This window comes from Dactylosporangium thailandense (genome assembly GCF_059739745.1).
Window position 1 is genome coordinate 1,945,333 of record NZ_AP029195.1, and the last position, 25,828, is coordinate 1,971,160.

The window sequence follows — 25,828 nt, forward strand, 5'->3', positions numbered from 1 at the left end:
TTTCCCGATCGGCCGAGCCCGTTCAGCGGTACGCCGCCTCTCGGTCACGCTGTGACACTGCAGCACATGAGTGACCCGAGCACCACGCAGCCCGACGTTCCCGTCGTTCCCGGCCCGGTCGCGTTCGACCCGCCGCCGGCCGTCGTGCCGCCGCTGGCTCCGGTGCGCAACGCACGTCGCCTGACGGCGGCCGTCGGCGCCGCCGGCCTCGTCGTCGGCCTCGGACTCGGCGCCGTCGCCGGCGCGGCCGTGGCCGGCGACGCGGACGTCGCGGCCTCGGTCGTCGTGACGCCCTCGCCGGTCGTCACGACGGCCTACAAGATCGAGACGGTCTACATACCCTCGCCGCCGGCCACGACCGCACCTTCCACGACCACGCCTTCCACGACCACGCCGGCCACGGCCGCCGCACCGCCTCCGGCCGCCGGACCGGTGACCTCCTTCGGCGACGGAACCTACGAGGTGAACGTCGACATCGCGCCCGGCACCTACAAGACCAAGGTTCCGGCGAGTGAACGCAACTGCTACTGGGAGCGCATGAAGGACTTCGGCGGTGGCGTCGGATCGATCCTGGCCAACGACAATGCCGGCCCCGGCTCGCCGATCACCGTCAAGATTGCCAAGTCCGACGCGGGGTTCAAGAGCGACGGCTGCGGCACGTGGGCGAAGACCGGGTGACGGCCGCTCGACGGGTACGCCAGGATGGGGGCGTGACCGAAGAGCGGCGTATGGCCGGCGGCAACACCGGCGGGGCGGTGCGGGTCGGTGACACCGTGCGGCGGGCGGCCGGCCGCTGGACGCCCTCCGTGCACGCGGTGCTCCGGCACCTGGAGGCGGCCGGCTTCGACGGCGCGCCCCGCGCGCTGGGCTTCGACGAGCAGGGCCGGGAGGTGCTGTCGTTCCTGCCCGGCGACGTGGTGGGCGACGCCCGGCCCTGGCCCGGGTGGGTCCACAGCGACGACGCGCTGCGCCAGGTCGCCGGCTGGCTGCGCGACCTGCACACCGCCGTGGCCGGCTTCACGCCCGGGCCCGACGCGGTCTGGCGCGAGGGCGGGTCCTGGCGGCCCGGCCTGATCATCGGCCACAACGACGCGGCGCCGTACAACGCGGCCTGGTCCGGCGGGCGCCTGACCGGGTTCTTCGACTGGGACTTCGCCGCTCCGGTCACCCCCGAATGGGACCTGGCCTTCACGGCCTTCGCCTGGGTGCCGCTGCACGCCCGGCACGTCGTGGCGGCCGAGGGATTCACCGCCTTCGAGCAGCGGCCGCGGCGGCTGCGGCTGTTCCTGGACGCCTACGGCTGGAGCGGGTCCCTCGCCGAGTTCGCCGGGATCGTGCGCCGGCGCGTGAGCGCCTCCGCCGAGGGCATCCGGCGCGTCGCCGCGGCCGGCGACCCCGCCTACCAGCGGATGATCGAGCACGGCGTGGACGCCGCGCTGGAGACGGCCGTGCGCGAGCTGGACGGCTTCCCCGGCCCGGAGGCGGCGGCCGGGTGACGGGCCGCCCTATGCTTCCGGCGTGGGACATCAGCTCGTGCTCGTCGGGCGTCTGGCGGTGGCGTTCGCGCTGACCTACGCGCTCGGGTATGAACGGGAGCTGCGCGGCTCCACGGCGGGGGACCGGACCTTCGCGCTCGTCGGGATCGCCGGCGGCGTGATCGGGCTGCTCGCCCAGCTCAACGCGCCGACCGCCCTCGCCGGGGCGATCACCGGGGTCGGGTTCATCGGGGCGGGGCTGCTGTTCCGCCAGAACCCGCCCCAGGCGACCGCCCAGGACCCGATCGCGCCCGCGTCGAAGGGCACCCGCAGCCAGAGCCAGCTCGCGACCCTGCACGGCGTGACGACGGCGGCGACCATCCTCGCCGCCGCGGTCATCGGGGCGTGCGCGGGCGAGGGGCTCATGGTCGTGGCCGGCGGGGCCACGGTGCTCGTGCTGCTGACGCTGGAGCTGCGGTACATCCCGTTCCTGCGCCGCCTCGACGCGGGCCGCTTCGCCGACCGGTTCGTGAGCGACGACGAGCCACACCCCTCCCACCGGCACGACCCGACCTAGTACGGCATCCTGTTCCCGTGCAGTTCGAACTCGGGACCGACGGCCCGAAGGTCATCGTGGTCGGTGTCGACGGCTCGGACACGTCGATGCGGGCCGGCGCGTACGCCGCGGGGCTGGCCCGCCGCCAGCGCGCCCGCCTGGTCGTCGTCTTCGTGACCGGAGCCCCGGCCGCGAGCCGCCTGGTCGCCGAGGCGGCCGGGGCGGTCGAGCAGGCCATCGCGGAGTCGATCGAGGACATGCGCCGGCAGGTCCACGAGGGCGCCCTGCACACCGGCGTGACGACGGACTTCATCGCCGTGCGCGGCGACCCCTACCAGGAGCTGGTGCGCGTGGCGACGGAGCTGCGCGCCGACGCGGTCGTGGTAGGGGCGAGCCGCCGCTTCGGCCATCGCTGGGTCGGCTCCCTCGCCGTGCGCCTGGTGAAGTCGGGCCGCTGGCCCGTCACCGTGGTGCCGTAGCGCCGGGCAGGTAGGCCGCCAGGAGGGTCGCGGCGTCGGGGGTCACGTTCACCTGGGTCGCGCGCAGGTCCGGGTGGGTCAGCCACCACTGCCGCGCCTCGTCCACCCGGCCCTCGTACGTCGGGGGCCAGCTCGTGCACGGCGTGAAGTCGTCCATGACGACGAGGCCGCCCGGGCGGAGCCACTCGGCCGGGTCCAGCGGCGGCTCGGAGCCCTTGCCCTGGCCGCCGCCGTCCAGCACCAGCAGGTCGAACGGGCCGAAGGGCCGCAGCGAGCGCCAGTCGCCGGTCACGACCTCGACGCGCGGCTCGTCCCGGAACAGCCGGGCGGCCGCGGCGGCGCGCGCCGGGTCCCGCTCGATGCTCACCAGGCGCGCGCCCGGCGCCGCGCCCGCCGTGAGCCAGGCCAGGCCGACCCCGGCGCCGGTGCCCGTCTCGCCGATCACGCCGTCGCCGACGCCCCGGGCCAGCACGCGCAGCAGCTCGCCGTGCTCGTCCCGGCAGGACCGGGCGAAGCCGGCGGCCCGGGCGGCGTCGACCAGCGGGGTCACCACGGCAGGCCGCGCGGGTCGACGAGGCCGGAGGGCCACTGGCGGGTCACTGGAACTTGCGGGCGGAGCTGTCGCGATTCTGGGCCGCAGGCGTGTCGGTGAAGGCGCGGCGCAGCAGCTCGTGCTCGGCGCGGCGGTCCTGGGTGACGTCGTGCAGCGTCACGACCATGCCCCGGACCAGGCGGTCGTCGCGCAGGTCGCGGAAGATGACCTCGAGCAGGATGCGGCGGCCGTCGGGGCGGCGCAGGCTCCACTCGTCGCGGGTGCCGTCGCGGTCCTCGTCCCGGGCGCGGGCCACGGTGCGCTCGACCTGCTCGCGGTCCTCGGGGGCGACGATCTCGCGGAGGGTCGCGAACGGCGTGGGCCAGATGCCGAGCACCTCGGTGACCGACGGGCTGGTGTACCGGATGCGCTGGTCGTCGTCGAGGACGAGCACCACGTCGCCGCCGTGTTCGGTGACGGCGCGCAGGTATTCGTCGCTGTCGCGGCGGCTCGCGGCGTCGGTCAGGCCGATGCGGGCCAGGGCGAGGGCCGCCTGCCCGGCGACGACGGAGACGGCGTCGATCGCGGTGAGCAGGTCGCGGCGGCGCCCGGCCACGTAGAGCACGCCGGCGTCGAGCGGGCAGACGAGCACGTGGTCCCACTCGGAGAGCTTCGCGCTCCACAGCGGCGGGATGTCCGCGATCGGCTGGATGCGGGGCGTGCTGAGCTCGCCCAGCGGCAGCAGGTCGGTGAGGCTGAAGTCCACGACGATCGCGTGCGGGGCCTCGGCGGGCAGCAGGGTGGCGACGGCCGACTTGACCGCGGCCGCGACCTGGCCGGCGTCGTGGGCGCCGACGAGCACGGTGCCGGTCTGGCGCAGGGCGCGCTCGCGGCGCAGGGCGCTGGCGTGCTTGCCGACCGCGTCGCTGAGCCGCACCACGAGCAGCACGAGCGTGATGCCGGAGGCGATGGCGATCATCGGGCCGTCGTGCACGCCGCCCGTGAGCGCCTGCACCATGAGCACGAGCGGGGCGAACGCGACGCAGACGAGCAGCAGGATCAGGCCGAGGCCGCCCACCGGCTCGCGGGCGGCGCGCACGGCGCCGGCCGGCGGGGCGGTGAGCCTGGTCATCGCGGACAGCAGGGCGGCGGCGCCCCAGGCGGCGTACGACACCACGTAGGCGAGGTCCGCGGGCCCGCCGGGGCGCATCACGTCGTGGGCGGCGTGGCCGACGCCGTACCACACGTCGCCGGTCAGCATCGCGGCCGCGCCAGCGGCGAGCAGGATCGCGGACGGGCTGCGCGGCGCCGCCGTGACCAGCCGGACGGTCACGACGAGCACGATCACGTCGCCGAGGGTGAAGGCGGCCTCGGTGGACCAGTCCGCCGGGCTCAGCCCGCCGTCGAGGCGCGGGGAGGCGATGAACACCCAGGCGGCCAGCAGCGCGGCGGTGCCGAGCGCGAGCAGGTCGATCAGGCGGGTGCGGTCGTCGAGGACCGTGCTGGCGCGGGTCAGGCCGATGAGGGCGACCGCGCCGACCGGGAACATCGTGAGGTAGGCGACGTCGGCGAGGGCCGGCGGGTCGTCCGGCGCGAGGCCGTAGAGGACGTCGCCGACCGTCATCGCGATCAGCGCCGCGGACAGTGCCCACCAGGGGGCGGGCCGCTGCGGGCGGTGCCGTGCGATGCCGGTGACGATCGCGCCGGCCGAGGCGAGGCCGATCGCCGCCCAGACGACCGGGGCCAGGCCCGGCCGGACGAAGAGCACGATCGCCAGCGCCGCCACGAGCACGGCGTAGCCAACCAGGAGTCGTCTACCGCGCAGCACACCCATCGACATCCTCACCGTAGGTGATGCATCTATATCACATCGTGATTGATCAGTGCAGATCCCGCAGGTCCGAGAGCAGCCAGGGGGTGACCCACTCCCGGCGTTCCCGCTCCGCTTCGCCCGCGACGGCCCGGCTCGGCATCTCGATCAGCAACAACAGGCAGAACTGGATTCGGTACAGCATGAGCCGCACCCGCTGCGCATCCGTGAGCGCGACCGACGACTGCCCGTAGTACCCCCGCAGGACGGGGTGCCCGGGCTCGTCCTCGATCCGGCGCCCGATCGCGGGGGAGACGAAGTCGTAGAGCGGGTCGCCCCAGAAGTACCGCTCGCCGTCGACGAGCCCGGTGAGCCGCCCGCCCTCGCCCAGCACGTTGCCGTCCCACAGGTCGAAGTGCACCAGGCTCGGCACCGTGACCTCGGCCAGCGTTCCCGCGTGGCGATCGAGCACCGCCATGATCTCGGACTCGGGCACCGGCAGGTCCACGCCCCAGTCGCGGCCGTCGGCGAGCAGGTCGGCGGTCATGGCCGCGAACGCCGCGGGCCACGTGTCGCCGCCCGCCCGGCCGGGCCCGTCGTAGCCGAACCGCTCGCCGGTCACCGTGTGCAGGCGCCGGAGTGCCTCGCCCAGCTCGTGCCGTACCGATGCGTCGTCTGTATCCGGCTCCGTCAACGGGCGTCCCGGCAGCCGTCCGGCCAGGACCAGGTCCTCGTCGGCGGCGAGCACCGGCGGCACCGGCACCCCGGGCGCCTGGCCGGCCCGGCGGTAGTAGCGCGCCTCGGCGGCGATCAGCCCGCGCTCGTAGCGCAGCAGCGGCACCCCGGGCGGCGGGCCGATCTTGACCACGGCCTCGGTGCCGTCGTCGAGGGTGACCGCCCAGACGGCCGCGAAGGTGCCGCCCGACAGTGGTCCACAGTGGACGGCGATGCGGCCGGAGCGCTCGCGCAGCAGGGCCGTGACGGCCGCCGGCGTCAGCTGCCGCTGGGTGGGACTGATGACCGCGGACACCCGTACACCCTACCGCCGGCCAGGACATTGACGTCCCTCGGTCGATCGATCGCCTTACGAATTGAAGTACATCATTGGTAGCGTGCTCGGATCAGCCTTACTCAATGGGGAGGCCAAGTGAGGAAGAGGCTCGCGAGTATCGCCGTGGCCGGCCTGATCGCCGGCGCCGGGGTGGTAGTCGCACAGACACCGGCGGCCGCGGCACCCAAGGCCCCGCACGGTGATCTCCAGGCGGGAATCCGGCGGCAGCTCGCCGCGGGGGTCCAGGTGGTCCCGAAGCAGACCGCGTCCGGCAAGCTGGCCGCGACCGGGGCCGCGAACCCCTACACCGCGCTGCTGCGGGACCCGGCCAAGGTCGACAAGTACTACTGGTCCGAGCAGTCCAAGGCGGCCGGCAAGGCCCGCGCCCAGCAGCGGCAGGCGCAGAACAAGCTCGCCGCGGCGAACCCGATCGTCCACGACGAGGCCGAGCCGAAGGGCACCCACGGGTCCAACGACTCGCACGCCACCGCCGAGCTGATCAAGGGTTTCGGGACCGGCAAGAAGCTCAACAACCGCGTCCGCGTCCTCGGCCAGCTCTCGCCGGAGGCGGTGAGTCCCTCGGCGCTCAACCCGGCCGCGGAGGACGACGGCTCGATCCCGCTCGCGTACGAGTTCGGCCTCGGCGCCAACCGCAACGGGTTCAGCACCACCGGCGCCATCGGCGACGGCCCGCACGGCAGCACCGGCGACGCGACCGGCGACTTCGACTTCGTCAAGGTCCACGGCCACGCCGGGCAGCAGCTCATCGCCGGCACCTCGGGCACCCTGGACACCGTCGTCGGCCTGTACGACGCGACCGGCGAGATCGTGGCCGCCGACGACGACAGCGGCCCCGGCCTGAGCAGCCTGCTCGACTTCGCCATCCCGGCGACCGGCGACTACTACCTGATGATCGCCGGGTACGGCCTGGGCACCGTGTTCCCGGCCGACCCCTTCGACTCCGGCAGCGGCCTCGGCACCGGCCGGGAGGGCGCCTACAACCTCGACGTCTCCCTCGCGTACCCGGATCTCGACTTCTACGCCGTGGACCTGGTCGCCGGCGACGTGCTCGGCGGCTCGGTGGCCGGGGTCGGCACCCGCCTGACCGTCCGCGACCCGGGCGGGAGGGTCGTCTTCGGCTCCGAGCAGGACGCGAGCTTCATCTACGCGCCCGCCTCGCCGCTGCCGGGCGGCGGCAACGCGGTCGTGTCCTACGTGGCGCCGCGCGACGGCCGCTACACCGTCGAGGTCGGCGGGCTCGCCGGGCAGTACGACATCACCGTCGAGGCCTACCGGCCGGGCCCCGAGGCCCTGGAGCAGGGCGTCACCCAGACGCTCTACCTGGACTTCGACGGCGCCCGGATCAACACCGCCATCTTCGGCGGCCCCGGGGTGCGCCAGCTCAGCCCGCTGCAGGGCTTCCTCGGCCGGTGGGGCCTGAGCGCCGCCGACGAGGACAAGGTGATCAACGAGGTCATCGCCACGGTGCGGGAGAACATCCTGACCGACGCGAAGGCCCGCGGCACCGACCCGCGCGTCGGGCTGAAGATCCTCAACAGTCGCGACGACGCCGACCCGTTCGGCCGGCCCGACGTGCACCGCATCGTCGTCGGCGGCACGATCGCCGAGTCGGGCATCGACACGATCGGCATCTCGCAGTACATCGACCCGGGCAACTACGCGACCGAGGACAGCGCGATCGTGCTGCTCGACGTGCTCAGCGACCCGAGCGGCGACGCGTCCCTGAACACGTACATCACCCCGGCCAGCAACAAGATCAAGTTCATCGGCCGGGCGCTGGGCAACGTGATCACGCACGAGGCCGGGCACCTCTACGGCAACTTCCACACCGACCCGCTCAACGACACGCCCAACCTCATGGACGCCGGCGGCGCGTTCCCGGGCCTGTTCGGCGTCGGGCCGGACAACATCGGCGGCACCGCGGACGACTTCGACTACGACTTCGGCGAGGACGTGTTCACGCCGGACGAGGGCCTGGCCGGTACCGAGGACACGCTGAACACGACCGCCTGGGCCCTGGTGAAGGGCAAGGCGAAGTAAGGCCGGTCACCTTCCGGCATGATCCGCGTCCCCGGCGGGGTTGTACCCGCCGTGGACGTGGTGGTGATCGGCGCGGGACAGGCCGGGCTGTCGGCCGCCTACTGGCTGCGGCGGCGCGGCCTGTCCTTCGCGGTGCTCGACGCCGGCCGGGGCCCGGGCGGCGCGTGGCGGCACCGCTCCCCGTCGCTCGCCGCCGGCTCCCTGCACCGCATCTTCGACCTGCCCGGCCGCCCGTTCACGCCCCCGCCGGCCGGCTCGGCGGCCGAGGTCGTCCCGGCGTACTTCCGCGACTACGAGGCCGCCTTCGACCTGCCGGTGCTGCGCCCGGTCGCGGTGACCGCGGTGACCCGCGACGGCGACGGCTTCCGCGCCGACGCCCGGACCGGCTCGTGGACCGCGCGCGCCGTCATCAACGCGACCGGCACCTGGACCGCGCCGTACGTCCCGTACTACCCGGGGACGTCGGACTTCCGCGGCCGCCAGCTGCACTACGCGGACTACCGCGGGCCGGAGGACTTCGAGCACCAGCGGGTCCTCGTGGTCGGCGGCGGCGCGTCGGCGATCCACCTGCTGGCCGAGCTGCCCTCCGCGGTCTGGGTGACGCGCCGCGAGCCGGTCTTCCACGCCGGCGAGTTCACCGAGGACTACGGCCGCGAGGTCGTGGCGCAGGTCGCCGCCCGGGTGTCCTCGGGGCTGCCGCCGCGCAGCGTGGTGAGCGTGACCGGCCTCGGCTGGACCGATCTGGCCCGCCGGGCCGAGGCGCGCGGCGCCCTGCACCGGCGCCCGATGTTCGACCGGCTCGTGGCCGGCGGCGCCGTGTGGGGGTCGCGGTTCGAGCCGTTCGACGCGGTCATCTGGGCGACCGGCTTCCGCGCGGCCCTGGCCCACCTCGCCCCGCTGCACCTGCGCGAGCCGGGCGGCGGCATCCGCATGGAGGGCACCCGCACCGTTCGTGAACCGCTGGTCCATCTGGTCGGCTACGGCCCCTCGGCGAGCACGGTCGGGGCCAACCGGGCCGGTCGCGAGGCCGTTCACGCATTGGCAGCGGTTTTTGGCTCGGACCGCGTCACGATCTGACCGTTGTTCCCACCAGGAATCCCGGCGTCCGCGGGACAAGACCGCACCGTGTTATCTGCACATGCAAGTCTTGTGTTAAATCTCAGCCACAGGGTCCGAGGGTCTGGACATCGAAGGGTGCGACTGTCAAAGTCTGCCGCGTGGCTGACAACGGGTTACCGGTCCTTCGCTCACGGGTACGGTCGGTGTCCAGCGCCGTGAAGGCGAATCCCGGGCTGTACTTCGGCGCCTACCCGGCCGCCGACTGGCCCCTGGTGATCGCCGCGTGGACGGCCGCCGACCTGCTGCGCCTCGCCCCCGCCGCCCCGGTGGTCGACGTGACCCTGCACCACGGCGGCTCGCTGTCGGCCACCGTGCGCGGCGCGACGGTCGCCGCCCCGCCGGACGCGGCCCGGCGAACCGTGGCCGACATCATCCGCTCCGGCCTGTGGTACACCGAACTGTCCCGGTCCACGACCGTCCACACGACCTCGGACCACCCGTCGCCCCTGCCCGGCGAGCCCGACCGGGTCTGGAGCGGCCTGACCGTCACCGTCCGCTCGGACCTCGACGCGAACCTCTTCGGCCTGCCTGACGGCACCTGGTGGCGCGACGGCATCGTGCGCTTCGCGAAGATCCTGGCCACCCCGCGGCACCGCCCGCCGGACGGCCGCCGCGTCCACGTCACCGACGAGCTCACCGGCGAGAGGGCCAGCCTGCCGTAGCCGGGGCTCCGGCAGGACGGTGCCTAGGGGCGGCTGAGCCGCACGGCCAGGATGTGCTTGCAGGGCCCGCGGCCGAGCCCGTGCTGAGCGAACCACTGGCACGTGCACCGCTCCCCGCCGTCCGTCGAGCGCACCGTGTACGGAGTGCCTCCACTGTGGACCACGGCACCGTCCGCCGACGGGTGCACGGCCCCGGCCGCGACCAGCGCCCGCGCGTCGCGCATCCGCGGCTGCTCCCCGGCGTCGACGAGCGCGTCCAGCGGCAGCACCCGCTCGAACGCGCCCCCGCCGGCGAGGTCGAACCCGGTCCCGCCGGCCAAGTCGCCGCCGGTCGGATCGCCGCCGTCGAGGATGCCGCCCTCCCCGGAGAACGCGCGGCTCGGCGCCGGGCTCAGCATGGCCGTGAACCGGGCGCCCGGCAGGTCGAGCACCCAGGCGGAGGCGGTGCCGAGCCCGAAGGTGCGGACCCCGCTCGCCCGGCGCAGCAGCGGCTCCACCACCCGCAGCCGGTCCAGCCCCGCGACCCCCACCGCCCCGGGCACCGGCCGGGTGGACAGCTGCGGGCCGGCCGGCGACGGAGCCGCGAAGAGGGTGCCGTGCTGCGGCCCGCGCGGCTGGGCCTGCAGGAGCCGGCGCACGGCCGCGGCCGGGTACCGCGCCCCCGGCCCCATCGCCCGCGCCAGCACGTGCACCTCGGCGAGGCTGCGCACCCAGCGCTCGGGCAGCGGTACCCGCCGCTCGACCACGTCACCGTCCAGCGTGGACAGCCGCAGCTCGTCGGCCCCGACGGCGAGCCGCATCGGATCGAGCCCGCCGATCCCGGCGAGGGCCTCGCGCATGGGCGCGTTGACGTCCACATTGGTCGTTCCGCACGCGCGCGGGACGGACTCGAGCGCCTCGGGAAGCAGGTCGAGCCGGCCGTACACGCCGCAGCACGCCGACAGCGCCTCGAACCGCAGGTGCCCGGCCGCGTCCGCGGTCACCACCGGATCGGCGGCCCGGATCGCGGCCGCGACCATGTTCGGCGGGGTGTGGAAGCGGGTGCGGGCGATCCGGGCCACGGTCAGCAGGGCGGCGGCCACGGGCTCGGCGTGCTCGACGAGGCCGTCGTAGAAGTACGGGTTCGGCTCCGGGCCGCCGCTCGTGGACAGCACCGTGCCGCGATCGTCCACGGTGGAGGGGCGCAGGTACCGGTAGGCCTGCTCGACGTCGCTCATGCCGGCTCGGCCAGCAGCGCCCGGGCGGTCTTCGCGGCCTTGGACGAGCCCGCGAACCCCGCCAGCCACGCGCGCAACCCGGGCGACACGGGGACGCCACCGGCCCGGACGGACTCCTCGTGCAGGGTCGCCATCAGCGCGTGCAGGCCGGGGTGGTCGCGGGGGAGCCGCGGCAGGGCGCGGGACAGCACGTCGGCCACGGCCGGCGCGGCGCCCGACGCGCGCAGCGCCGAGGACCAGCGGCTCGCGGTCGCGTGGTGGGCCAGGGTCACCATCGCGCCGGCGAGGAGGGCCGGGTCGAGGCGGCGGGGCGGTACGACCGCCGCGAAGGCCTCGGCGGCGCGCGTGCGGGGCCCGATCTCGGTCGCGGTCAGCCCGGCGGCCAGGACCCCGGCGGCCAGCGGTCCGAGCCGCCCGGGGTGCCCGGCGAGGGCGTCGAGGACCGCGGGCGCGCCGTAGGCCCGCTCGGTGTCGGCCGCGCCGAGCATCTCCCCGAGGGCCTCGCCGCAGAAGACCTCGGCGTCGTGCGGCCAGGTCCACGCCAGCCACGGAATCCAGCTTGGCCCCGGCCAGTCCCGGGCGGCGAGGACGGTCGGCTGGTCGGCGGCGCCCTTGTACGTGCGCAGGTCCGGCTCGGACCACTGCACCGACCGCGTGTGCGGCCCGTCCCGGTAGGTGTGCCGGTGCTCGGTGACCCGCAGCGGGATGTCCACGGCCCGGCCCTGGCCCGGATCGCCGAGCCCGGCGGCGAGCAGGTGCGGGTCGTCGTCCAGCGGGGCGCGGGAGCGGGCGGCGGCGATCCACACGGCCCGGTCGCCGATCGGGGCGGGCGGCCCGCCGAGCGCGTACCGCACCGCGGCGCCCGCCTCGCCCGGCAGCCCGGCCGCGGCGCGCAGGGCCCCGGCCCGGCCGTCGGGGTGCAGGCGCAGCAGGGCGGCGACGAGATCGTGGTGCGGCGGCTGCGGGGCGGCGGCCAGGCGCGCGACGAGCTCGGCCGGGTCGAGCCACCCGGACGCGTCGGTGGGCGTGGCCAGCAGCGGGCGCGGCCCGGCCAGGCGATGCAGCTCGCGGATCCGCTCGGCCGGGAGCGTCCCGCGCGCCCTGGGAGGCTCGCCGAGCACGAGGGCGGCGGCGGCGAAGGCGATCGACCCGTCGTCGCCGCGCCGGTGCACCCGCCGCGCCGGCCCGGACAGGTCGCGGCCCACCCGGCCCGCGGCGACGTCGGCGAGGAAGCGCTCGATCTCGAACGGGTCCGTCTCACCGGCGAGCAGCGCCGCGACCCGCTCGTCCACCGACCGCTGCGTTCCCGGCTCGGCCGGGGGCTGCTTTCCCGGCTCGGCCGGGGGCTGCTTTCCCGGCTCGGCCGACGGCTCGGTTCCCGGCCCGGCCGACTGCGGATCCACAGTGGACGGACCTGAGCCGAGCCAGTCGGCGGCCTCGCGGGCGACCGTCGGCTCCAGCAGCTCCATGCGCCCGGCGATCTCCGCCGTGGCGCCCGCCGCCCGCAGCAGGGCCAGGGCGCGCTGCTGCACCTCGCGATGCCGATGCTCCAGGCCGAGCGCGACGACCGCCGTGATGTCGTCGGCCAGCAACGGGTTGCGCGCCTGAATCCGGGCCAGGAGCGCCAGGACGGCCAGGGGAGTACCCTTCGCCGGCACCGTCAGCGCCGCCCCGGCCCCGCCGACGAAGGCGGGGTCGTCCAGCCCGCCCGCCTTGTCCACGGCCACCAGGTGCCGCACCGCGAACGAGACGGTCGCGGGCACCCCCGACGCCAGCAGGCGCAGCAGCCGCGCCTGGTCGAGCTCGGCCGGGGCGGGCGCCAGGGCGGTGTACAGCTGCGAGAAGAAGCCGGCGCGGTACGCGCTGAAGTCCCGGGCCAGGGCGCGCAGGCAGGCGTCGAGGAGCCGCTCGCGGGGCAGCGTGCCGTCGGCCGCGAGGGTGTGCAGGCACGCGCTCCAGCCCGCGTCCGGGTGGCTGAACTTGTCCACGTTGGCCAGGCTCACCTCGCCGCCGCCCTCGACCTCGAAGACGCGCCACAGCAGCGACTCGCGCAGCTCCTCGTCGGCGCGGATCGCGGCCAGGCGGGGCTCGGCCTCGCCCCGGTCGCCCAGGGCCGAGATCATCGCCAGCACGTAGGTCTCGTCGCGCTCCAGCGTGATCTGGCCCAGCCGTTCCAGGGTGCGCACCCCGGCGAACATCGCCCGCTGCGGCCAGTGCACCGCGATGTTCCCCACGACCTCGGCCACCTGCTGGCGCAGCCGTGGGGGCGGCGGCCCGGCGGGCGGCGGCCCCGGATCGAGCCGCCACAGGTCCGCCAGGAGGATCCCGACGCCGTCGTCCGAGTCCCGCAGCCGCGCGTACATGGCGTCGATCGTCAGCATCGCGGCTCAGCCCCGCTGCCGGGAGCGCAGCCGGTGGTCGTGGCCGGCGACGACTTCCGCGGCCGCGCGTGCATGGTGTCGATCGTCAGCATCGCGGCTCAGCCCCGCTGCCGGGAGCGCAGCCGGTGGTCGTGGCCGGCGACGACTTCCGCGGCCGCGCGTGCATGGCGTCGATCGTCAGCATCGCGGCTCAGCCCAGCTGCCGTGTGCGGCCCGCCCAGCGGGAACGCAGCCAGCGGTCGTGGCTGGCGACGATGAACGCGCCGGGGCCGGTGGCGAGCGCCGCCTCGAGCTCGTCGCACAGCGCGGGGGAGAGGTGGTTCGTCGGCTCGTCGAGCAGCAGCAGGTCCGGCGGGTCCGCGATGAGCAGGGCCAGGTCGAGCCGGCGGCGCTGGCCCACGGAGAGCTCGCCGACCGGCCTGGCCGCGTCGCGCGGGGTGAGCAGGCCGAGGCTGCGCAGCGGTACCGCCGCCGCTCGATCCTCCCCGAGCACGGCCTCGTAGGTCGCCAGGGCCGTGCGGTCCGGGCGCTCGAAGGCCGTGTCCTGCGTGAGCAGCCCGACGCGCAGGCCGGGCCGGCGCTGGACGCCCGCGGCCGGGACCCGCCCGGCGACGACGGCGAGCAGCGTCGACTTGCCGGTGCCGTTCGCGCCCGTGACGAGGAGCCGGTCGCCGGCCGGGATGTCGAGCCGGTCGAGGGTCAGCCGGCCCGGCACGTGCACGTCGCGCAGCGCCACGAGCAGGCCGTCGGCCTCGGTGGCGAGCGCACCGGCGCGGAACCGCAGCGGCGGCGGGGGCCTGCGGACCTGCTCGCGGGTGAGCGTGTCCAGGCGCCGGGCGGCGTTGCGGACGCGGCGGGAGATCTGGCCCTCGACCCGGCCGGTGGTGCGGCCGAAGTTCATCTTCTCGTTGTCGCGCTTGGGCCGGTTGTGCGCGACCTGGTGCGCGGTCACCGAGACCGCGTGCCGCAGCGCGTCGAGCTCCTCCTGCTCCTCGGCGAAGCGGCGCTCCCAGCGTTCGCGTTCGGCGCGGCGCTCGGCCTGGTACGCGGAGTACCCGCCGCCGTAGCGCACCGGCCCGTCGACGGCCGGGTCGAGGTCGACGACGTCGGTGCAGACCGCGTCGAGGAACGCCCGGTCGTGGCTGGCGAGCACGACCGCGCCGGGCAGCTCCCGCAGCTGCGCCTCGAGGAACGCCGCGGCGTCGTCGTCGAGGTGGTTCGTCGGCTCGTCCAGCAGCAGCGCGGCCGGGCGGCGCACGAGCAGGGCCGCGAGTGCGAGGCGTCCGCGCTGCCCGCCCGAGAGGGTGGACAGGCGCCGATCATGCGGTACCGCTGCCAGACCCAGACCGTCGAGGACGATCCCGGCTCGCCGGTCGGCGTCCCAGGCGTCGATCTCCTGGGCGCGCTCCAGCAGCCCGGCGTAGTCGTCGAGGTGCCCGGCGGCGAGGGCGGCGTCCATGGCGGCGAGGCACTCGCGGGCCTCGCGCACCGCGTCGGCGACGACGTCGGCCACGGTCGCGGCCGGGTCGAACGGCATCTCCTGGTGCAGGTACCCGAGGTCGGCCGGGCGCTCGACGGTGCCGCCGTCGGGCTCGTCGGCGCCGGCCAGCAGCCGCAGCAGCGTGGACTTGCCGGTGCCGTTCTCGCCGATCAGGCCGATGCGGCGGCCGGGCGCGGCGGTGAGGGAGACCCCGTCGAGCACGCGGCGGGTGCCGAAGGTGCGCACGAGGTCATGGGCGAGCAGAGGCTGTCGAGACAAGGCGGACCACCAATGGGGTAGACACTTCCGCCCGCCGGGCACATAGGTCCTCAGGCGCGGGCGCGGGAAGGTCTGGTGATCACATCCCCTTGAAGATAACCCGGCCGCCCGGCCCCGGCAATGTGATTTCGCCGCCGCCGTCAGACCTGCCCGTCCCCGGCCCCCTTGAGCGAGCGGCTGATCTTCTTCTTCTCGATCATCGCGTAGCACCGGGCGCTGTGGTTGCCCGCGGCCCACTCGTCCTCGTCGCCGGTCATCCAGTACCCGTAGTAGAGCGCCTTCTGCGAGTTCCAGCTCGTGCGGCTCATGTTCGCGTAGGACAACAGCTTGGTCTCGCACGCCTTGCCGAACGCGGCGTCGTAGGCCTTCTCGTCGGCCGGGTAGTCCTTGACCGGGCTGGACACCGTCCCCACGTACTCCGCGTCGTGCGGGTCGGTGCACTTCGCCGGCGTGATGTCGTCCCAGCTGTCCTGCGTGGTGCCGACCAGCACGCCGCAGCCGAGCTTCAGATCGCCGGCGAGCGCGCCCTTCATCGTCGCCTTGCGCGGCTCGAGCATGCCGGCCTCGGAGCGCAGCGCCCCGACGTCACAGCGGTAGAACCGCGCGCCGCCCTCCCACTGCCGGGCGGTCGGCGCGGTGACCACGACCCACACGCGGCCGCCCTGCCACTCGCCGCCGAGGTAGTCGCTCGCGGCCTGGTCGCACTCCGTCCACGCCGTGGCGAGGGCCGCTGCCACGGGCGGGTTCGTGCCCTTCTCCGCGGCGCCGGTGAAGTGCCCGACGCTCACCGTCTCGAAGACGTGGTCCATGTCGCACGGCTGCTGGATCATCGCCACGCTGGCCGCGCCGGAGGCGGTGCTCGCCGTGGTCGACCAGCAGCTGCCGGCGGTGGGCTCCGGGACCTTGGCGGCCGTGAGCATGGTCCAGTCGTCGACCAGGTTGCCGTCGCCGGCCCGGGCCGGACCGCAGCCGGCGGCCGCGGCGACGAGCGCCACGGCACAGGCCAGCAGCGCGATGCGCTTCATCGGTTGCCTCCCCCGCGAATGATGCGAGGGGCACTGTGTCACCTTCTCGGGGGCGCCGGAATCAACCGAACAGTCGACGGGCGGCCGCGGGCTGCGCGGGCCGCAATGCCGGGCGCCGCGGGGCCGATGCTGCGCGGCGGTGATGCTGCGCGGCGGTGACGCTGTGCGGGGCGACGCTGTGCGGGGCGACGCTGTGCGGGGCGATGCTGCGCGGCGGTGATGCTGCGCGGGGCGACGCTGCGCGGGCCGAAATGTCGGGCGCTTCGCGCCGCGACATTTCGGACTTATCGCCCGACAGGGTATTCACGCATTTCGGGGAAGAGTGTCCGGATTGACCAGGGCCTCGGCGGACTCGCCCGCGATGTCCTGGCGCAGCTGGTCGAGCCGCCCGAGCAGCGACACCGAGTCGAGCACCGCGATCGCCGTCGGGAACACGGTGTGCACGCGCTCGACCGCCGCGATCAGCCCCGCCCGCAGCGACGTGTCGTTGACCTCCTCGCCCTCGATGCGCCGCTCGAGCAGGTGCGCGAGCGCGTTGATGAGCGCGCGCAGCGTGGCGCGGTCGAGGGCCGGTGGCTGGCCCGGCCGGTCGTACAGCCGGTCCGTCGCGAGCGAGATCGCCCGCACCTGCAGCGTGACGCGCACGAGCCAGAGCTGCTCCCGCCGGACCTGCTCCACGTCCCGCCGCAGCCCGCGCGCGAACACGTTGAGGAGCGTGACCTCCTCGACCCCGGCGACCGCGGCGGCCGCCTCCGAGCCGACCTCGTTGAGCTTGCGCGACTCGGCGATCCAGTCGTGCCGCTCCGTGGGCCCGAGCGGCCGGACGGCCTCGCCCGCCGGTGGTGCGCCGCCCGTCGCCGGGTTCGGGCGGGTGCCCGGCTCGTCCGCCGGTGGTGTGCCGCCCGTCGCCGGGTTCGGGCGGGTGCCCGGCTCGCCCGCCGGTGGTGTGCCGCCCGTCGCCGGGTTCGGGCGGGTGCCCGGCTCGTCCGCCGGTGGTGTGCCGCCCGTCGCCGGGTCCGGGCGGGTGCCCGGCTCGTCCGCCGGTGGCGTGCCGCCCACCGCCGGGTTCGGCTGGGTGCCCGTGCCGCCCGCCGCCGGGTCCGGGCGCGTTCCCAGCTCGTCCGCGATGTGCTGGAGCACCGAGACGCACCCGCGGCCCCACGCCTCCAGCGTCGCCCGGATCTTCGCGATCCGCGGTCGCTCGGGCACGACCACCGCGATCGTCAACCCCACGACCGAGCCGAGGGCCACGTCGACGAAGCGCCATTGGCCGTACCCGCGCGCCATCGGTGCCAGCACCAGCACCGCCAGGGTCGCGATGGTGAGCTGGTTGCGAGCCAGGGGCGTGTTCGTGACCTGCCTCGCGACCGCGAGCGCGGCGAACGCCGCGAGGGCCAGCGACCACCAGGTGAGCCCGAGCAGCTGCGTCCAGGCGATGGCCAGCGCGGTGCCGATGAGGTTCGCGAAGAGCAGTTGGAGGCCGGTGGCGATTGAGCCGTACACGCTGGCCTGCAATGTCAGCACCGCCACGACGGGCGCGAAGAGGACGGCGGCGTTCTCGTTGAGCTGCCGGGCGAGGGCCCACGCGATCGTCGCGGCCGCGGTGGTCTTGGCGATGGTGAGCCAGCTCGGCTTGCTCTGCGGCACGCTGGCGAGCAGTGCTCCGAGCGGTTCGGTCACGACTTCATGGGGTCTGCGTGCCACGGCTCGATCCTCTCAACCGGGGGCCTCGGCGACGCCGTGAAGCGGTCAAGCACACACTCGCCCGCGGCGCCCTCCGCGCCATTCGGGTCCTGCCCGGGTCGCGCGAGCCGGAGCATTGAAAGCCGCACGCACCGGTAAATCATGAAATGTCCGATAAGTCGCGGCGCGGAGCGCCCGACTTATCGCGCCCCCCACCGCGAGGGCCGCCTCGCGTAGGGTCCAAGCCGTGCGGAACTACGACCACCCCAACCTGTTCAACTTCCGCGATCTCGGCGGGTACCCCGCGGCCGACGGCCGGACGACCCGCTGGCGCCGGCTCTTCCGGTCGGACTCGCTCAGCCGCATCGACCCGGCCGACGCCGCCTCGTTCACCGCGCTCGGCGTGCGCACCGTCATCGACCTGCGCCGCCCGCGCGAGATCGAGCGCGACGGGCGGGTGCACGCGTTCGACGGGCTGACGTACCACCATCTGCATCCGGTACACGCGGAGTGGGAGGCGTCCGTCGACGCCGACGAGGCCAGCGACGCCCGCTGGCTGGCCAACCGCTACCTCGAACTCGCCGAGGACGGGCGGGCCGCGGTCGTGGCCGCGGTCGAGATCATCGCCGACGCCGAGAACGCGCCCGTCGTGGTCCACTGCGTCGCCGGCAAGGACCGCACCGGCGTGGTGGCCGCGGTCACGCTCGGGGCGCTCGGCGTGCCCGACGACGTGATCGCCGAGGACTACGCGCTCACCCAGGGCGCGACCGAGCGCAGCATGGCGTTCCTGCGCGCGCTCAACCCCGAGGTGGCCAGGATGCCCGCGCGGTGGCTGCTCTCGCCGGCCGAGACCATGCAGCTGTTCCTCGCCGACCTGCGCGCGCGGCACGGGTCGGTCCGCGACTACCTCGGCCTGTCCGCCGCGACCTTCGCCCGCCTCGAGGAGAACCTGCTGGAGCGGCCGGCTGGCTAAGCGAAACTTAATTCAAGTTTCCTAACAACGGTGTGAGCTGCGCGGATGCCCGTTTTCGGGTTCGCGGGCCGGTTGACAACGCATCGATGGGGGCGTTTATTGGCAGCCACTCTGCCAGATAACCCCCGATCGGCAAGGGACCGCCCATGAAACGCCGTTCCAAGATTCTCATCGGGTTCACCACCGCCGCCGTGGCCGGCGCGCTCGGCGTGCTCGGGGTCACCGCGGCCACCGCGGCGACCGCCGGGCCGATCGTCGGCCTCGGCGGCAAGTGCGTCGACGTGGCCGGCGCGAGCTCGGCGAACGGGGCCGCGATCCAGCTGTACGACTGCAATGGCACGAACGCGCAGAGCTGGACGATCGGCACCGCGGACAACACCGTCCGAGCGCTCGGCAAGTGCCTCGACGTGACGGCGGCGTCGACCGCCAACGGGGCGAAGATCCAGCTCTACGACTGCAACGGCACCGCGGCCCAGCAGTGGACCGCGAACGGGTCGGCGCTGGTCAACACGGGTTCGGGCAAGTGCCTGGACGCCACGGATCAGAGCTCTGCCAACGGTACTCGCCTGCAGATCTGGACCTGCGCGGGTTCGGCGAACCAGGCGTGGACGCTGCCGGGCGGTACGACGACGCCGACGACGCCTTCGTCGGGCCTCGACCCGGCCGTCGCGCCGGGCGGGAACTTCGACCTGTCCATCTGGCAGCTCCAGCTGCCGACGGGCAGCCCCGGATCGCCGACGCAGATCCCGCCCTCGCAGCTGAAGGGGGCGAACGGGTACGTCAACCCGGCGTACTTCTTCACCGACAAGACCGACGGCTCGATGACGTTCTGGGCGCCGGAGAAGGGCGTGACCACGCCGAACTCCAACTACGCGCGCTCCGAGCTGCGTGAGATGAACGCCAATGGCAGTGCGGCCGACTGGAAGCTCGCGGGCTCGCACAAGCTCTCCGCGACGCTGCGCATCCCCTCGGTCACGAAGAACGTGTGCGTCGGGCAGATCCACCTCGGCACCGGCGGACCGTCGACGAAGCCGCTGCTGGAGCTGTACTACCGGCCCAACGGCGACATCATCCTCGGCACCGAGAACTCGCCGGACGGCGGCCAGACGCTGCACACCGTGGGCAACGTGCCGCTCGGGGTGAAGTGGAGCTACGTGATCGCGGTCTCCGGCGGGAACACCATCAAGCTGACGATCAACGGCAGCACGACGAGCTATGGGATTCCGTCGTCGTTCAACCAGTACGGCATGTACTTCAAGGCCGGCTCCTACAACCAGTCCTCGTCGGAGAGCACCACGAACGGCGCGAAGGTGAAGTTCTACGCGCTGACCGTGAGTCACGGCTGACCCGCTTCGCGCGTTTGCGGCCGCGTCTCATGGGCAGCGCCTGGTGTGCTGAGCGTGAGGCGCGGCGTGCGTGCTCGGAGTGCTGACCGTGCGTCATGGCCGTGATGCCCAGCGCGTTCGTCTTCTTGCCTCGCTCGCGCCCGATAGGGCAGGCTAACCTTCGTTCGAGCGGAGCGTGGGCGAGGCGGGGGACGGATGGCGCGCGAGAGTGAGCCGGCAGAGCTGGTCGACGCGGGGGACGGCCCGAGTGGTGCCGACGCGGTTCCGCCCTCCGGCGATGCTGCGCCGACGGCTCCGGCCGCTGCGGACGCTGTCGGCTCGGACCAGGCGGCGGACGCTGTCGGCTCGGGTCAGCCCGCGGGCGGCGCTGGTTCGGGTGAGCCCGCGGACGCTGCCGGTTCGGGTCAGCCCGCGGACGGCGCTGGTTCGGGTCAGCCCGCGGACGAGTCGCTCACCGATCTGCTCGGCGGCTGGCGCTCGGCCGTCGAGACCGCGGCCCCGCTGGCCGGCTTCGCGATCGGCTGGGTGGCCGGCGGCCACTCGATCCCGTGGGGCGCGGGCATCGCCGTGCTGGCAGGAGCGATCGTCGCCGGTTGGCGTCTGGCGGAGCGCCGGCGCCCGATCGGCACCGTCCTGAGTCTCCTCGTCGTCTGCGCCGGTGCCCTGGTGGCCCTGCGGACCGGGCGGGCCGAGGACTTCTTCGGCGTACGCGTGCTGACCAACGCCGTCTCCGCCCTGGCCTGGGCCGCGAGCATTCTGGTCCGCTGGCCCTTCCTCGGCCTGATCGTCGGCACGGTCCTGGGCCAGAAGACCCGCTGGCGGTCCGACGGGGCCCTGCTGCGGGCCTATCAGCGCGCGAGTTGGGTGTGGGTGCTGCAGTACGTCATCCGCCTCGCCGTCTTCATCCCGCTCTACGCCGCGGGTGCCGTGCTGTGGCTGGCCGCCGCGCAGACGATGCTGACCTGGCCGCTGGTGGCCGCTTGTCTGGCGGTGAGCTGGTGGGTTCTGCGCCGGGCTCTGCCCGCGGACCACCCTGGCATCCGCCACCCCCGCCCCGCTCGGCTGGACGAGCCCGCCTGACGCACCGCGGCCCGCAACGGCGCCGTCGCGCGTGACGCACCGCGGCCCGCAATGGCGCCGTCGTGCGGCTGAACGAGCGCGCTTGACGCACCACAGCCCGCAATGGCGCCGTCGTGCGGCTGGACGAGCGCGCCTGACGGACCCGTGGGCCCCGCATGGCGCCGCCCGGCTGTCTTTTGTCCGGCGCCGCACCCTGCTGGTGAGCTATTCCGGCATCCGCCGGCCTCGATCCGCCCGCCCGCGTCGCCTTACCCGGCTGGACGAGTTCGCGTCGCCCCGCCCGGCTGGGGCGAGTCCGCCTCGCGCGCCGCGGTCTGGTCGGTGCCGCCCGGCTACCGGGGCGTCTTGCTGAGTGCCGCCAGGGCCTCGTCCACGGTGTCGGTCAGCGTCAGGACCCGGTCGAGCGCGGTCAGGTCGAAGATCCGCCGGATGCGCGCGTGCGGGCACACCACGGCGAAGCCGCCGCCCTCCCGCAGGCGCTTGTGGATCGACACCAGCACCCGCAGCGCCGTGGAGTCGATGAAGTCGACCTGGGACAGGTCGAGCACCAGCCGCGTCTCGCCGTCGTCGAGGGTCTGATGCAGCAGCGCGTGCAGCTCCGGCGAGGTGGCAACGTCGAGCGCCCCGGTCGGCGTGACTACCACGCACCCACCCACGGTGCCGGTCGCGATGCCGTCGGTCATTTCCGCCCCCATGGCCTGTCACGCTGCGTCAAGCGAGGTCCCTCTCCGGTCGAACACGCGGCATGTTACCGCCCCCGTGATCGCCCCTCGCGATCCCACGCCCGATTTGAAACCAGCGCGTGTCGGTTAGCGTCGCCCGCCTTCACCCCCCGTATTCGAACCTATCGCGATCCGCTTTCCCGCCGCCTCGACAACTCGGCAGACCGGCGCCGAACCCCGCGGGCGACGGATTCGGTAGGTGCCCCGGCGGCCAGCGGCGAGTCGTCCGGGCGGTCGAAGGTGGGTCCTACGGGCGGGTGGATTCGGGGTGTGCGCCGCGGGTGATCGGTGGCGGCTTCACACAGGCGACGGATTCAGAGGCCGGCACCGAAGGCGAGTCCTGCGGGCGGCGGAACGGACGGTGGATTCGGTGCGTGCCCTCCGGCGGGTGGCTACGAGTCCTGCCGGAGGTGGAATCGATGCGTGACTCCCGGCGGCCGGCGACGTTGAGCCTTTCGACCCCTCGATGCGGCGGAGCGTTCGCCGCGCCGGTCGCAGGGGGCATTGCCACGACAGCCGCGCGACGGGATAGGACGCCATGGACGGGACCGCCACCGAACAGCTCAGCATGACCGCCGCCGAACTGTCGTTCCTGCTGGCCAGTGCCAGCCAGCCGGGGCAGACGCCGCGGCTGCTCGGGCTCACCGAGGCCGACCGCACCGACTCGGTGCTCAGCGCGGGCGTCGGGTCGCTGCTCCTGCGCCACCTGGCCGCGCCGGTCGAGGGGAGCGGCAGCCGGCTCGAGCTCGCCCCCGCGGTCGCGGCCGTTGCCGCCGGGCTGCACGGGCCCCGCGGGTTCGTGCAGGTCGGGCTCACGGCGGACGATCACGCGGACGGTGCGCTGATGCTCGACGCCGAGCGCATTCGGGTGCTGGTGGCCGCGCGCGCGTACCGCTGCTATGACATCACCCCGATCCCGGCCGACACCGACGTGCGCGAGCCGCTGCTCGCCGTCGCCGACCGGTTCCTGCACCGCCACCGCCCGGCGGTCGCCACGTTCACCGCCTCCTCGACCGCGGACTTCGAGCGCGGCATCCAGCCCGGCCGCGCGACCCTGTCCTCGTCGGCCGACGGCAAGTGGCGCGTGGTGACCCGCGACGGCACGGAGACCAAGGCCGACGACTTCGACGCGGCGGCCGCGGTGATGCGCGAGGAGCTCGGCCGGATGCTGCCGATGCAGGTTACGCAGCAGTCGTAAACCCGGGCATATACGAAAAGTCGGAAATGTCCGGACACGAAGTGTTCGGACATTTCCGTGGGAAACCGGCGCCGCTCACTTGCCGAGCCGCACCGCCCGAACTCGGTTGAGTCGAGCACCGGGCGCCGAGCACCGGGCGCCGATCGTCGACCCGGGCAACCTGGAGTTGACCTCGCCGAGCCCAGGCGCCCGAGCCGGGGCGAGTCGAGCGCGTTCGGTGTGCAGCCGGTCGGCGGGCACCCCGGCGGAGCGGGCCGCGTGCACGACCGTCTCCGTGCGCCGGTGGCCGGGCCGCGCGCTGCCGAGTGCTGGCGGAGGAGCCCGAGCCGGGCCGCACACCGGCGACCTGGGACCGGGCGCACGGCCGACCCGCGCACATACGGACGAGGGGCCGGTCGGCCCGGGCCGGGCGCCTGGACGAGATTCGAGCCGAGCGCCGGCGGCCGGGCCGGTTGTGGGTGTGCGAAAGGGCGGTGACGAAGAGCCGGGAGCGTCAGGACCAGCCGTAGCCCGAGCGCAGCTCCGCCGCGACGCGGTCGAAGCGCTCGCGGTCCAGGATCGCGCCCTCGCGGCGGATGCCGTCGGCGTCGACCGTCAGGACGCGGTCCAACCGTACCCAGCTCGGGCGCTTGTCGCGGTCCCACGAGCCGGGGCCCAGGGCGAACCAGTTGCGCTGCCCGTCCCGATCCGACTGGCTCGACAGCATCAGGCCGAGCACCGCGGCGCCTTTCCGGCCGACGACCAGCACCGGGCGGTCCTTGCCCTGGTGCGGGTCCTCCTCGTACTGCACCCAGGTCCACACGATCTCGCCCGGGTCGGCGTCGCCGTCGAGGCTGGGGGAGTATTCGAGCAGCTTCTCGGTCTCGTGGCGCTGCGGCGGTGGGCCGGGAACGGGGTGCGGGGCGCGCGGGCGGGGGGCCGGCGCCGGGGCGGGGGCGGGGCGGCGCACACCCAGGCGCGTGGCCACGGCTTGCAGAAGACGCTTCACGCCGACGACCATAGCCGCAAGGCCCGCCACCCGCCGGGGAGCACGCCCGAGCCCGCCGCGGCTGGCGGGAGAACAGTCCCGCCGCGGCCGGGGAGAGAACAGCCCCGCCGCGGCCGGCCTAGAGACGTAGCGCGGCCGCGGCCCGCGAGAGAACAGCCGCACCCGGGCCGTAGCCGCGGACGGTAGTCGTAGCTCAGGGAAGCGGAGCCCGGTTGCGTGGCCGCAGTTTGAAGAGCGGGCGACCATAGCCGCACGCGTCTTTACGCGTCCCGGGCGCGCCGGGGAGACTGTGGACCATGTACGACTTCGATGTCCTCGTGCTCGGCTCCGGGCCGGGTGGTCAGAAGGCCGCCATCGCCGCCGCCAAGCTCGACCGCCGGGTCGCCGTCGTCGAACGGCGCAACATGATCGGCGGGGTCTGCATCAACACGGGCACCATTCCGAGCAAGACGCTGCGTGAGGCGGTCCTGTACCTGACCGGCCTCAACCAGCGCGAGATGTACGGCCAGAGCTACCGCGTCAAGGAGGACATCACCGTCGGCGACCTGGGCGCGCGCACCACGCACGTCATCGGGCGCGAGATCGAGGTCATCCGCAGCCAGCTCGCCCGCAACCGGGTCCGGCTGCTGCAGGGGACGGGGCGGTTCGTCGACCCGCACACCATCGCGCTCGAGGACGACCAGGGGCGCGAGTCGCACGTGAGCGCGGAGAAGATCATCGTCGCGGCGGGGACGCGGCCGGCGCGGCCCGACAGCGTGGACTTCGACGACGTGACGATCATCGACTCCGACGGCATCCTCAACCTCGACAAGGTGCCGGCCTCGATGGTGGTGGTCGGCGCCGGGGTCATCGGCATCGAGTACGCCTCCATGTTCGCGGCCCTGGGCACCAAGGTGACCGTGGTCGAGCGGCGGGAGCGCATGCTCGACTTCTGCGACCTGGAGATCGTCGAGGCGCTCAAGTACCACCTGCGCGACCTGTCGGTGTCCTTCCGCTTCCGTGAGTCCGTCGCCGCCGTCGAGCGGCACGGGCGCACCGCGGTCGCGGTCCTGGCCAGCGGCAAGCGCATCGCCGCCGACACCGTCATGTACTCGGCCGGCCGCCAGGGCGCCGCCGACCTGCTCGGGCTGGACAAGGCCGGGCTCACCGCCGACACGCGCGGGCGGATCACGGTCGACGAGCACTTCCGCACCGAGGTCCCGCACATCTACGCCGTCGGCGACATCATCGGCTTCCCGGCCCTCGCCTCGACCTCGATGGAGCAGGGCCGCCTGGCCGCGCACCACGCCTGCGACGAGCCGGTGCGGGGCATGGGCCAGCTCCAGCCGATCGGCATTTACACCATCCCGGAGATCAGCTTCGTCGGGCGCACCGAGGACGACCTCACCGACGCGAGCATCCCGTTCGAGGTGGGCATCTCCCGCTACCGGGAGCTGGCCCGCGGGCAGATCATCGGCGACTCGTACGGCATGCTGAAAATCATCGTCTCGCCCGAGGACCGCAAGATCCTCGGTGTGCACGTCTTCGGCACCGGCGCCACCGAGCTCGTCCACATCGGACAGACGGTGATGGGCTGCGGCGGGACGGTGGACTACCTGGTGGACGCGGTCTTCAACTACCCGACGCTCGCGGAGTCGTACAAAGTTGCCGCACTTGACGCAATGAACAAGATGCGATCCGTGTCGCGCTTGTCCGTGTAGCGTGGGCGGTC

Annotated in this window: 22 protein-coding genes; 12 read left to right on the top strand and 10 right to left on the bottom strand. The window is 74.1% G+C overall.

Going from position 1 to position 25,828, the window contains the following annotated elements:
* Positions 1-66 precede the first annotated feature (66 nt).
* The 4 genes from AC6JBM_RS08490 to AC6JBM_RS08505 are packed head-to-tail and all read left to right on the top strand — an operon-like array spanning position 67 to position 2,510.
* Positions 67-678 (top strand): Rv1352/Rv1906c domain-containing protein, encoded by a 612-nt coding sequence (locus AC6JBM_RS08490; RefSeq protein WP_497983040.1) that lies wholly within the window; start codon positions 67-69, stop codon positions 676-678.
* A 32-nt stretch (positions 679-710) separates the two neighbouring features.
* Positions 711-1,496, top strand: a complete 786-nt coding sequence (locus AC6JBM_RS08495) for a phosphotransferase (protein WP_497983041.1) — start codon at positions 711-713, stop codon at positions 1,494-1,496.
* Between the two features lie 22 nt (positions 1,497-1,518).
* On the top strand, positions 1,519-2,052 hold the full coding sequence (locus AC6JBM_RS08500) for an MgtC/SapB family protein (protein WP_497983042.1): 534 nt from the start codon (positions 1,519-1,521) through the stop codon (positions 2,050-2,052).
* A 17-nt stretch (positions 2,053-2,069) separates the two neighbouring features.
* Positions 2,070-2,510, top strand: coding sequence for a universal stress protein (locus AC6JBM_RS08505; RefSeq protein WP_350610739.1), 441 nt, complete (start codon positions 2,070-2,072; stop codon positions 2,508-2,510).
* Here AC6JBM_RS08505 and AC6JBM_RS08510 read toward each other — a convergent pair.
* Genes AC6JBM_RS08510 through AC6JBM_RS08520 form a run of 3 tightly spaced genes read right to left on the bottom strand, consistent with a single transcriptional unit; the run spans position 2,494 to position 5,882 of the window.
* Entirely contained in the window at positions 2,494-3,060 is a 567-nt protein-coding gene (locus AC6JBM_RS08510) for an O-methyltransferase (protein WP_497983043.1), read from the bottom strand. The genes AC6JBM_RS08505 and AC6JBM_RS08510 overlap by 17 nt on opposite strands.
* A 46-nt stretch (positions 3,061-3,106) precedes the next feature.
* A complete protein-coding gene (locus tag AC6JBM_RS08515; protein ID WP_497983044.1) occupies positions 3,107-4,876 on the bottom strand; it encodes a PAS domain-containing protein in 1,770 nt (589 codons plus the stop codon).
* A gap of 46 nt (positions 4,877-4,922) precedes the next feature.
* Positions 4,923-5,882, bottom strand: coding sequence for a phosphotransferase family protein (locus AC6JBM_RS08520; RefSeq protein ID WP_497983045.1), 960 nt, complete (start codon positions 5,880-5,882; stop codon positions 4,923-4,925).
* A 117-nt stretch (positions 5,883-5,999) separates the two neighbouring features.
* On the opposite strand from AC6JBM_RS08520, the gene AC6JBM_RS08525 reads away from it, so the two are divergent.
* From AC6JBM_RS08525 to AC6JBM_RS08535, 3 genes are all read left to right on the top strand, one after another.
* The gene (locus tag AC6JBM_RS08525) at positions 6,000-7,964 is read left to right on the top strand and encodes a hypothetical protein (protein WP_497983046.1); all 1,965 of its coding nucleotides are present in this window, start codon (positions 6,000-6,002) and stop codon (positions 7,962-7,964) included.
* A gap of 18 nt (positions 7,965-7,982) precedes the next feature.
* Positions 7,983-9,041 (top strand): FAD-dependent oxidoreductase, encoded by a 1,059-nt coding sequence (locus AC6JBM_RS08530; protein ID WP_497983047.1) that lies wholly within the window; start codon positions 7,983-7,985, stop codon positions 9,039-9,041.
* A 197-nt stretch (positions 9,042-9,238) separates the two neighbouring features.
* On the top strand, positions 9,239-9,745 hold the full coding sequence (locus tag AC6JBM_RS08535) for a hypothetical protein (RefSeq protein ID WP_497983048.1): 507 nt from the start codon (positions 9,239-9,241) through the stop codon (positions 9,743-9,745).
* A 23-nt stretch (positions 9,746-9,768) separates the two neighbouring features.
* Here AC6JBM_RS08535 and AC6JBM_RS08540 read toward each other — a convergent pair whose 3' ends face one another.
* The 5 genes from AC6JBM_RS08540 to AC6JBM_RS08560 form a co-directional block, all read right to left on the bottom strand.
* Positions 9,769-10,962 carry an SWIM zinc finger family protein gene (locus AC6JBM_RS08540; protein ID WP_497983049.1) on the bottom strand — a complete coding sequence of 398 codons (1,194 nt, stop codon included), beginning with the start codon at positions 10,960-10,962 and terminating at the stop codon, positions 9,769-9,771.
* Positions 10,959-13,343, bottom strand: coding sequence for a DUF6493 family protein (locus AC6JBM_RS08545; protein WP_497983050.1), 2,385 nt, complete (start codon positions 13,341-13,343; stop codon positions 10,959-10,961). Before AC6JBM_RS08545 ends, AC6JBM_RS08540 begins: the two co-directional genes overlap by 4 nt.
* 190 nt (positions 13,344-13,533) lie before the next feature.
* A complete protein-coding gene (locus tag AC6JBM_RS08550; protein WP_497983051.1) occupies positions 13,534-15,102 on the bottom strand; it encodes an ABC-F family ATP-binding cassette domain-containing protein in 1,569 nt (522 codons plus the stop codon).
* Positions 15,103-15,242: 140 nt separating this feature from the next.
* On the bottom strand, positions 15,243-16,127 hold the full coding sequence (locus AC6JBM_RS08555; protein WP_497983052.1) for a septum formation family protein: 885 nt from the start codon (positions 16,125-16,127) through the stop codon (positions 15,243-15,245).
* A 303-nt stretch (positions 16,128-16,430) separates the two neighbouring features.
* Positions 16,431-17,807: an aromatic acid exporter family protein gene (locus tag AC6JBM_RS08560; protein WP_497983053.1), complete on the bottom strand. Its 1,377-nt coding sequence runs from the start codon at positions 17,805-17,807 to the stop codon at positions 16,431-16,433.
* Between the two features lie 250 nt (positions 17,808-18,057).
* Between AC6JBM_RS08560 and AC6JBM_RS08565 the strand changes: the two genes are divergently transcribed.
* The 3 genes from AC6JBM_RS08565 to AC6JBM_RS08575 all read left to right on the top strand — a co-directional run bounded on the left by AC6JBM_RS08565 (position 18,058) and on the right by AC6JBM_RS08575 (position 21,209).
* Positions 18,058-18,783 carry a tyrosine-protein phosphatase gene (locus AC6JBM_RS08565; RefSeq protein WP_497983054.1) on the top strand — a complete coding sequence of 242 codons (726 nt, stop codon included), beginning with the start codon at positions 18,058-18,060 and terminating at the stop codon, positions 18,781-18,783.
* A gap of 146 nt (positions 18,784-18,929) precedes the next feature.
* A complete protein-coding gene (locus AC6JBM_RS08570) occupies positions 18,930-20,129 on the top strand; it encodes a polysaccharide lyase family 7 protein (protein WP_497983055.1) in 1,200 nt (399 codons plus the stop codon).
* A 195-nt stretch (positions 20,130-20,324) separates the two neighbouring features.
* Complete coding sequence (locus tag AC6JBM_RS08575; RefSeq protein ID WP_497983056.1) at positions 20,325-21,209, top strand: DUF3159 domain-containing protein; 885 nt, start codon at positions 20,325-20,327, stop codon at positions 21,207-21,209.
* A 332-nt stretch (positions 21,210-21,541) separates the two neighbouring features.
* On the opposite strand, the gene AC6JBM_RS08580 is transcribed toward AC6JBM_RS08575, so the two are convergent.
* Positions 21,542-21,892, bottom strand: coding sequence for an STAS domain-containing protein (locus AC6JBM_RS08580; protein ID WP_350610723.1), 351 nt, complete (start codon positions 21,890-21,892; stop codon positions 21,542-21,544).
* A gap of 577 nt (positions 21,893-22,469) precedes the next feature.
* On the opposite strand from AC6JBM_RS08580, the gene AC6JBM_RS08585 reads away from it, so the two are divergent.
* Positions 22,470-23,129, top strand: a complete 660-nt coding sequence (locus tag AC6JBM_RS08585) for a hypothetical protein (protein ID WP_497983057.1) — start codon at positions 22,470-22,472, stop codon at positions 23,127-23,129.
* 493 nt (positions 23,130-23,622) lie between these two features.
* On the opposite strand, the gene AC6JBM_RS08590 is transcribed toward AC6JBM_RS08585, so the two are convergent.
* Positions 23,623-24,117, bottom strand: coding sequence for a type II toxin-antitoxin system PemK/MazF family toxin (locus AC6JBM_RS08590; protein WP_497983058.1), 495 nt, complete (start codon positions 24,115-24,117; stop codon positions 23,623-23,625).
* Positions 24,118-24,413: 296 nt separating this feature from the next.
* Between AC6JBM_RS08590 and sthA the strand changes: the two genes are divergently transcribed.
* Complete coding sequence (sthA, locus tag AC6JBM_RS08595; RefSeq protein ID WP_497983059.1) at positions 24,414-25,817, top strand: Si-specific NAD(P)(+) transhydrogenase; 1,404 nt, start codon at positions 24,414-24,416, stop codon at positions 25,815-25,817.
* Positions 25,818-25,828 lie beyond the last annotated feature (11 nt).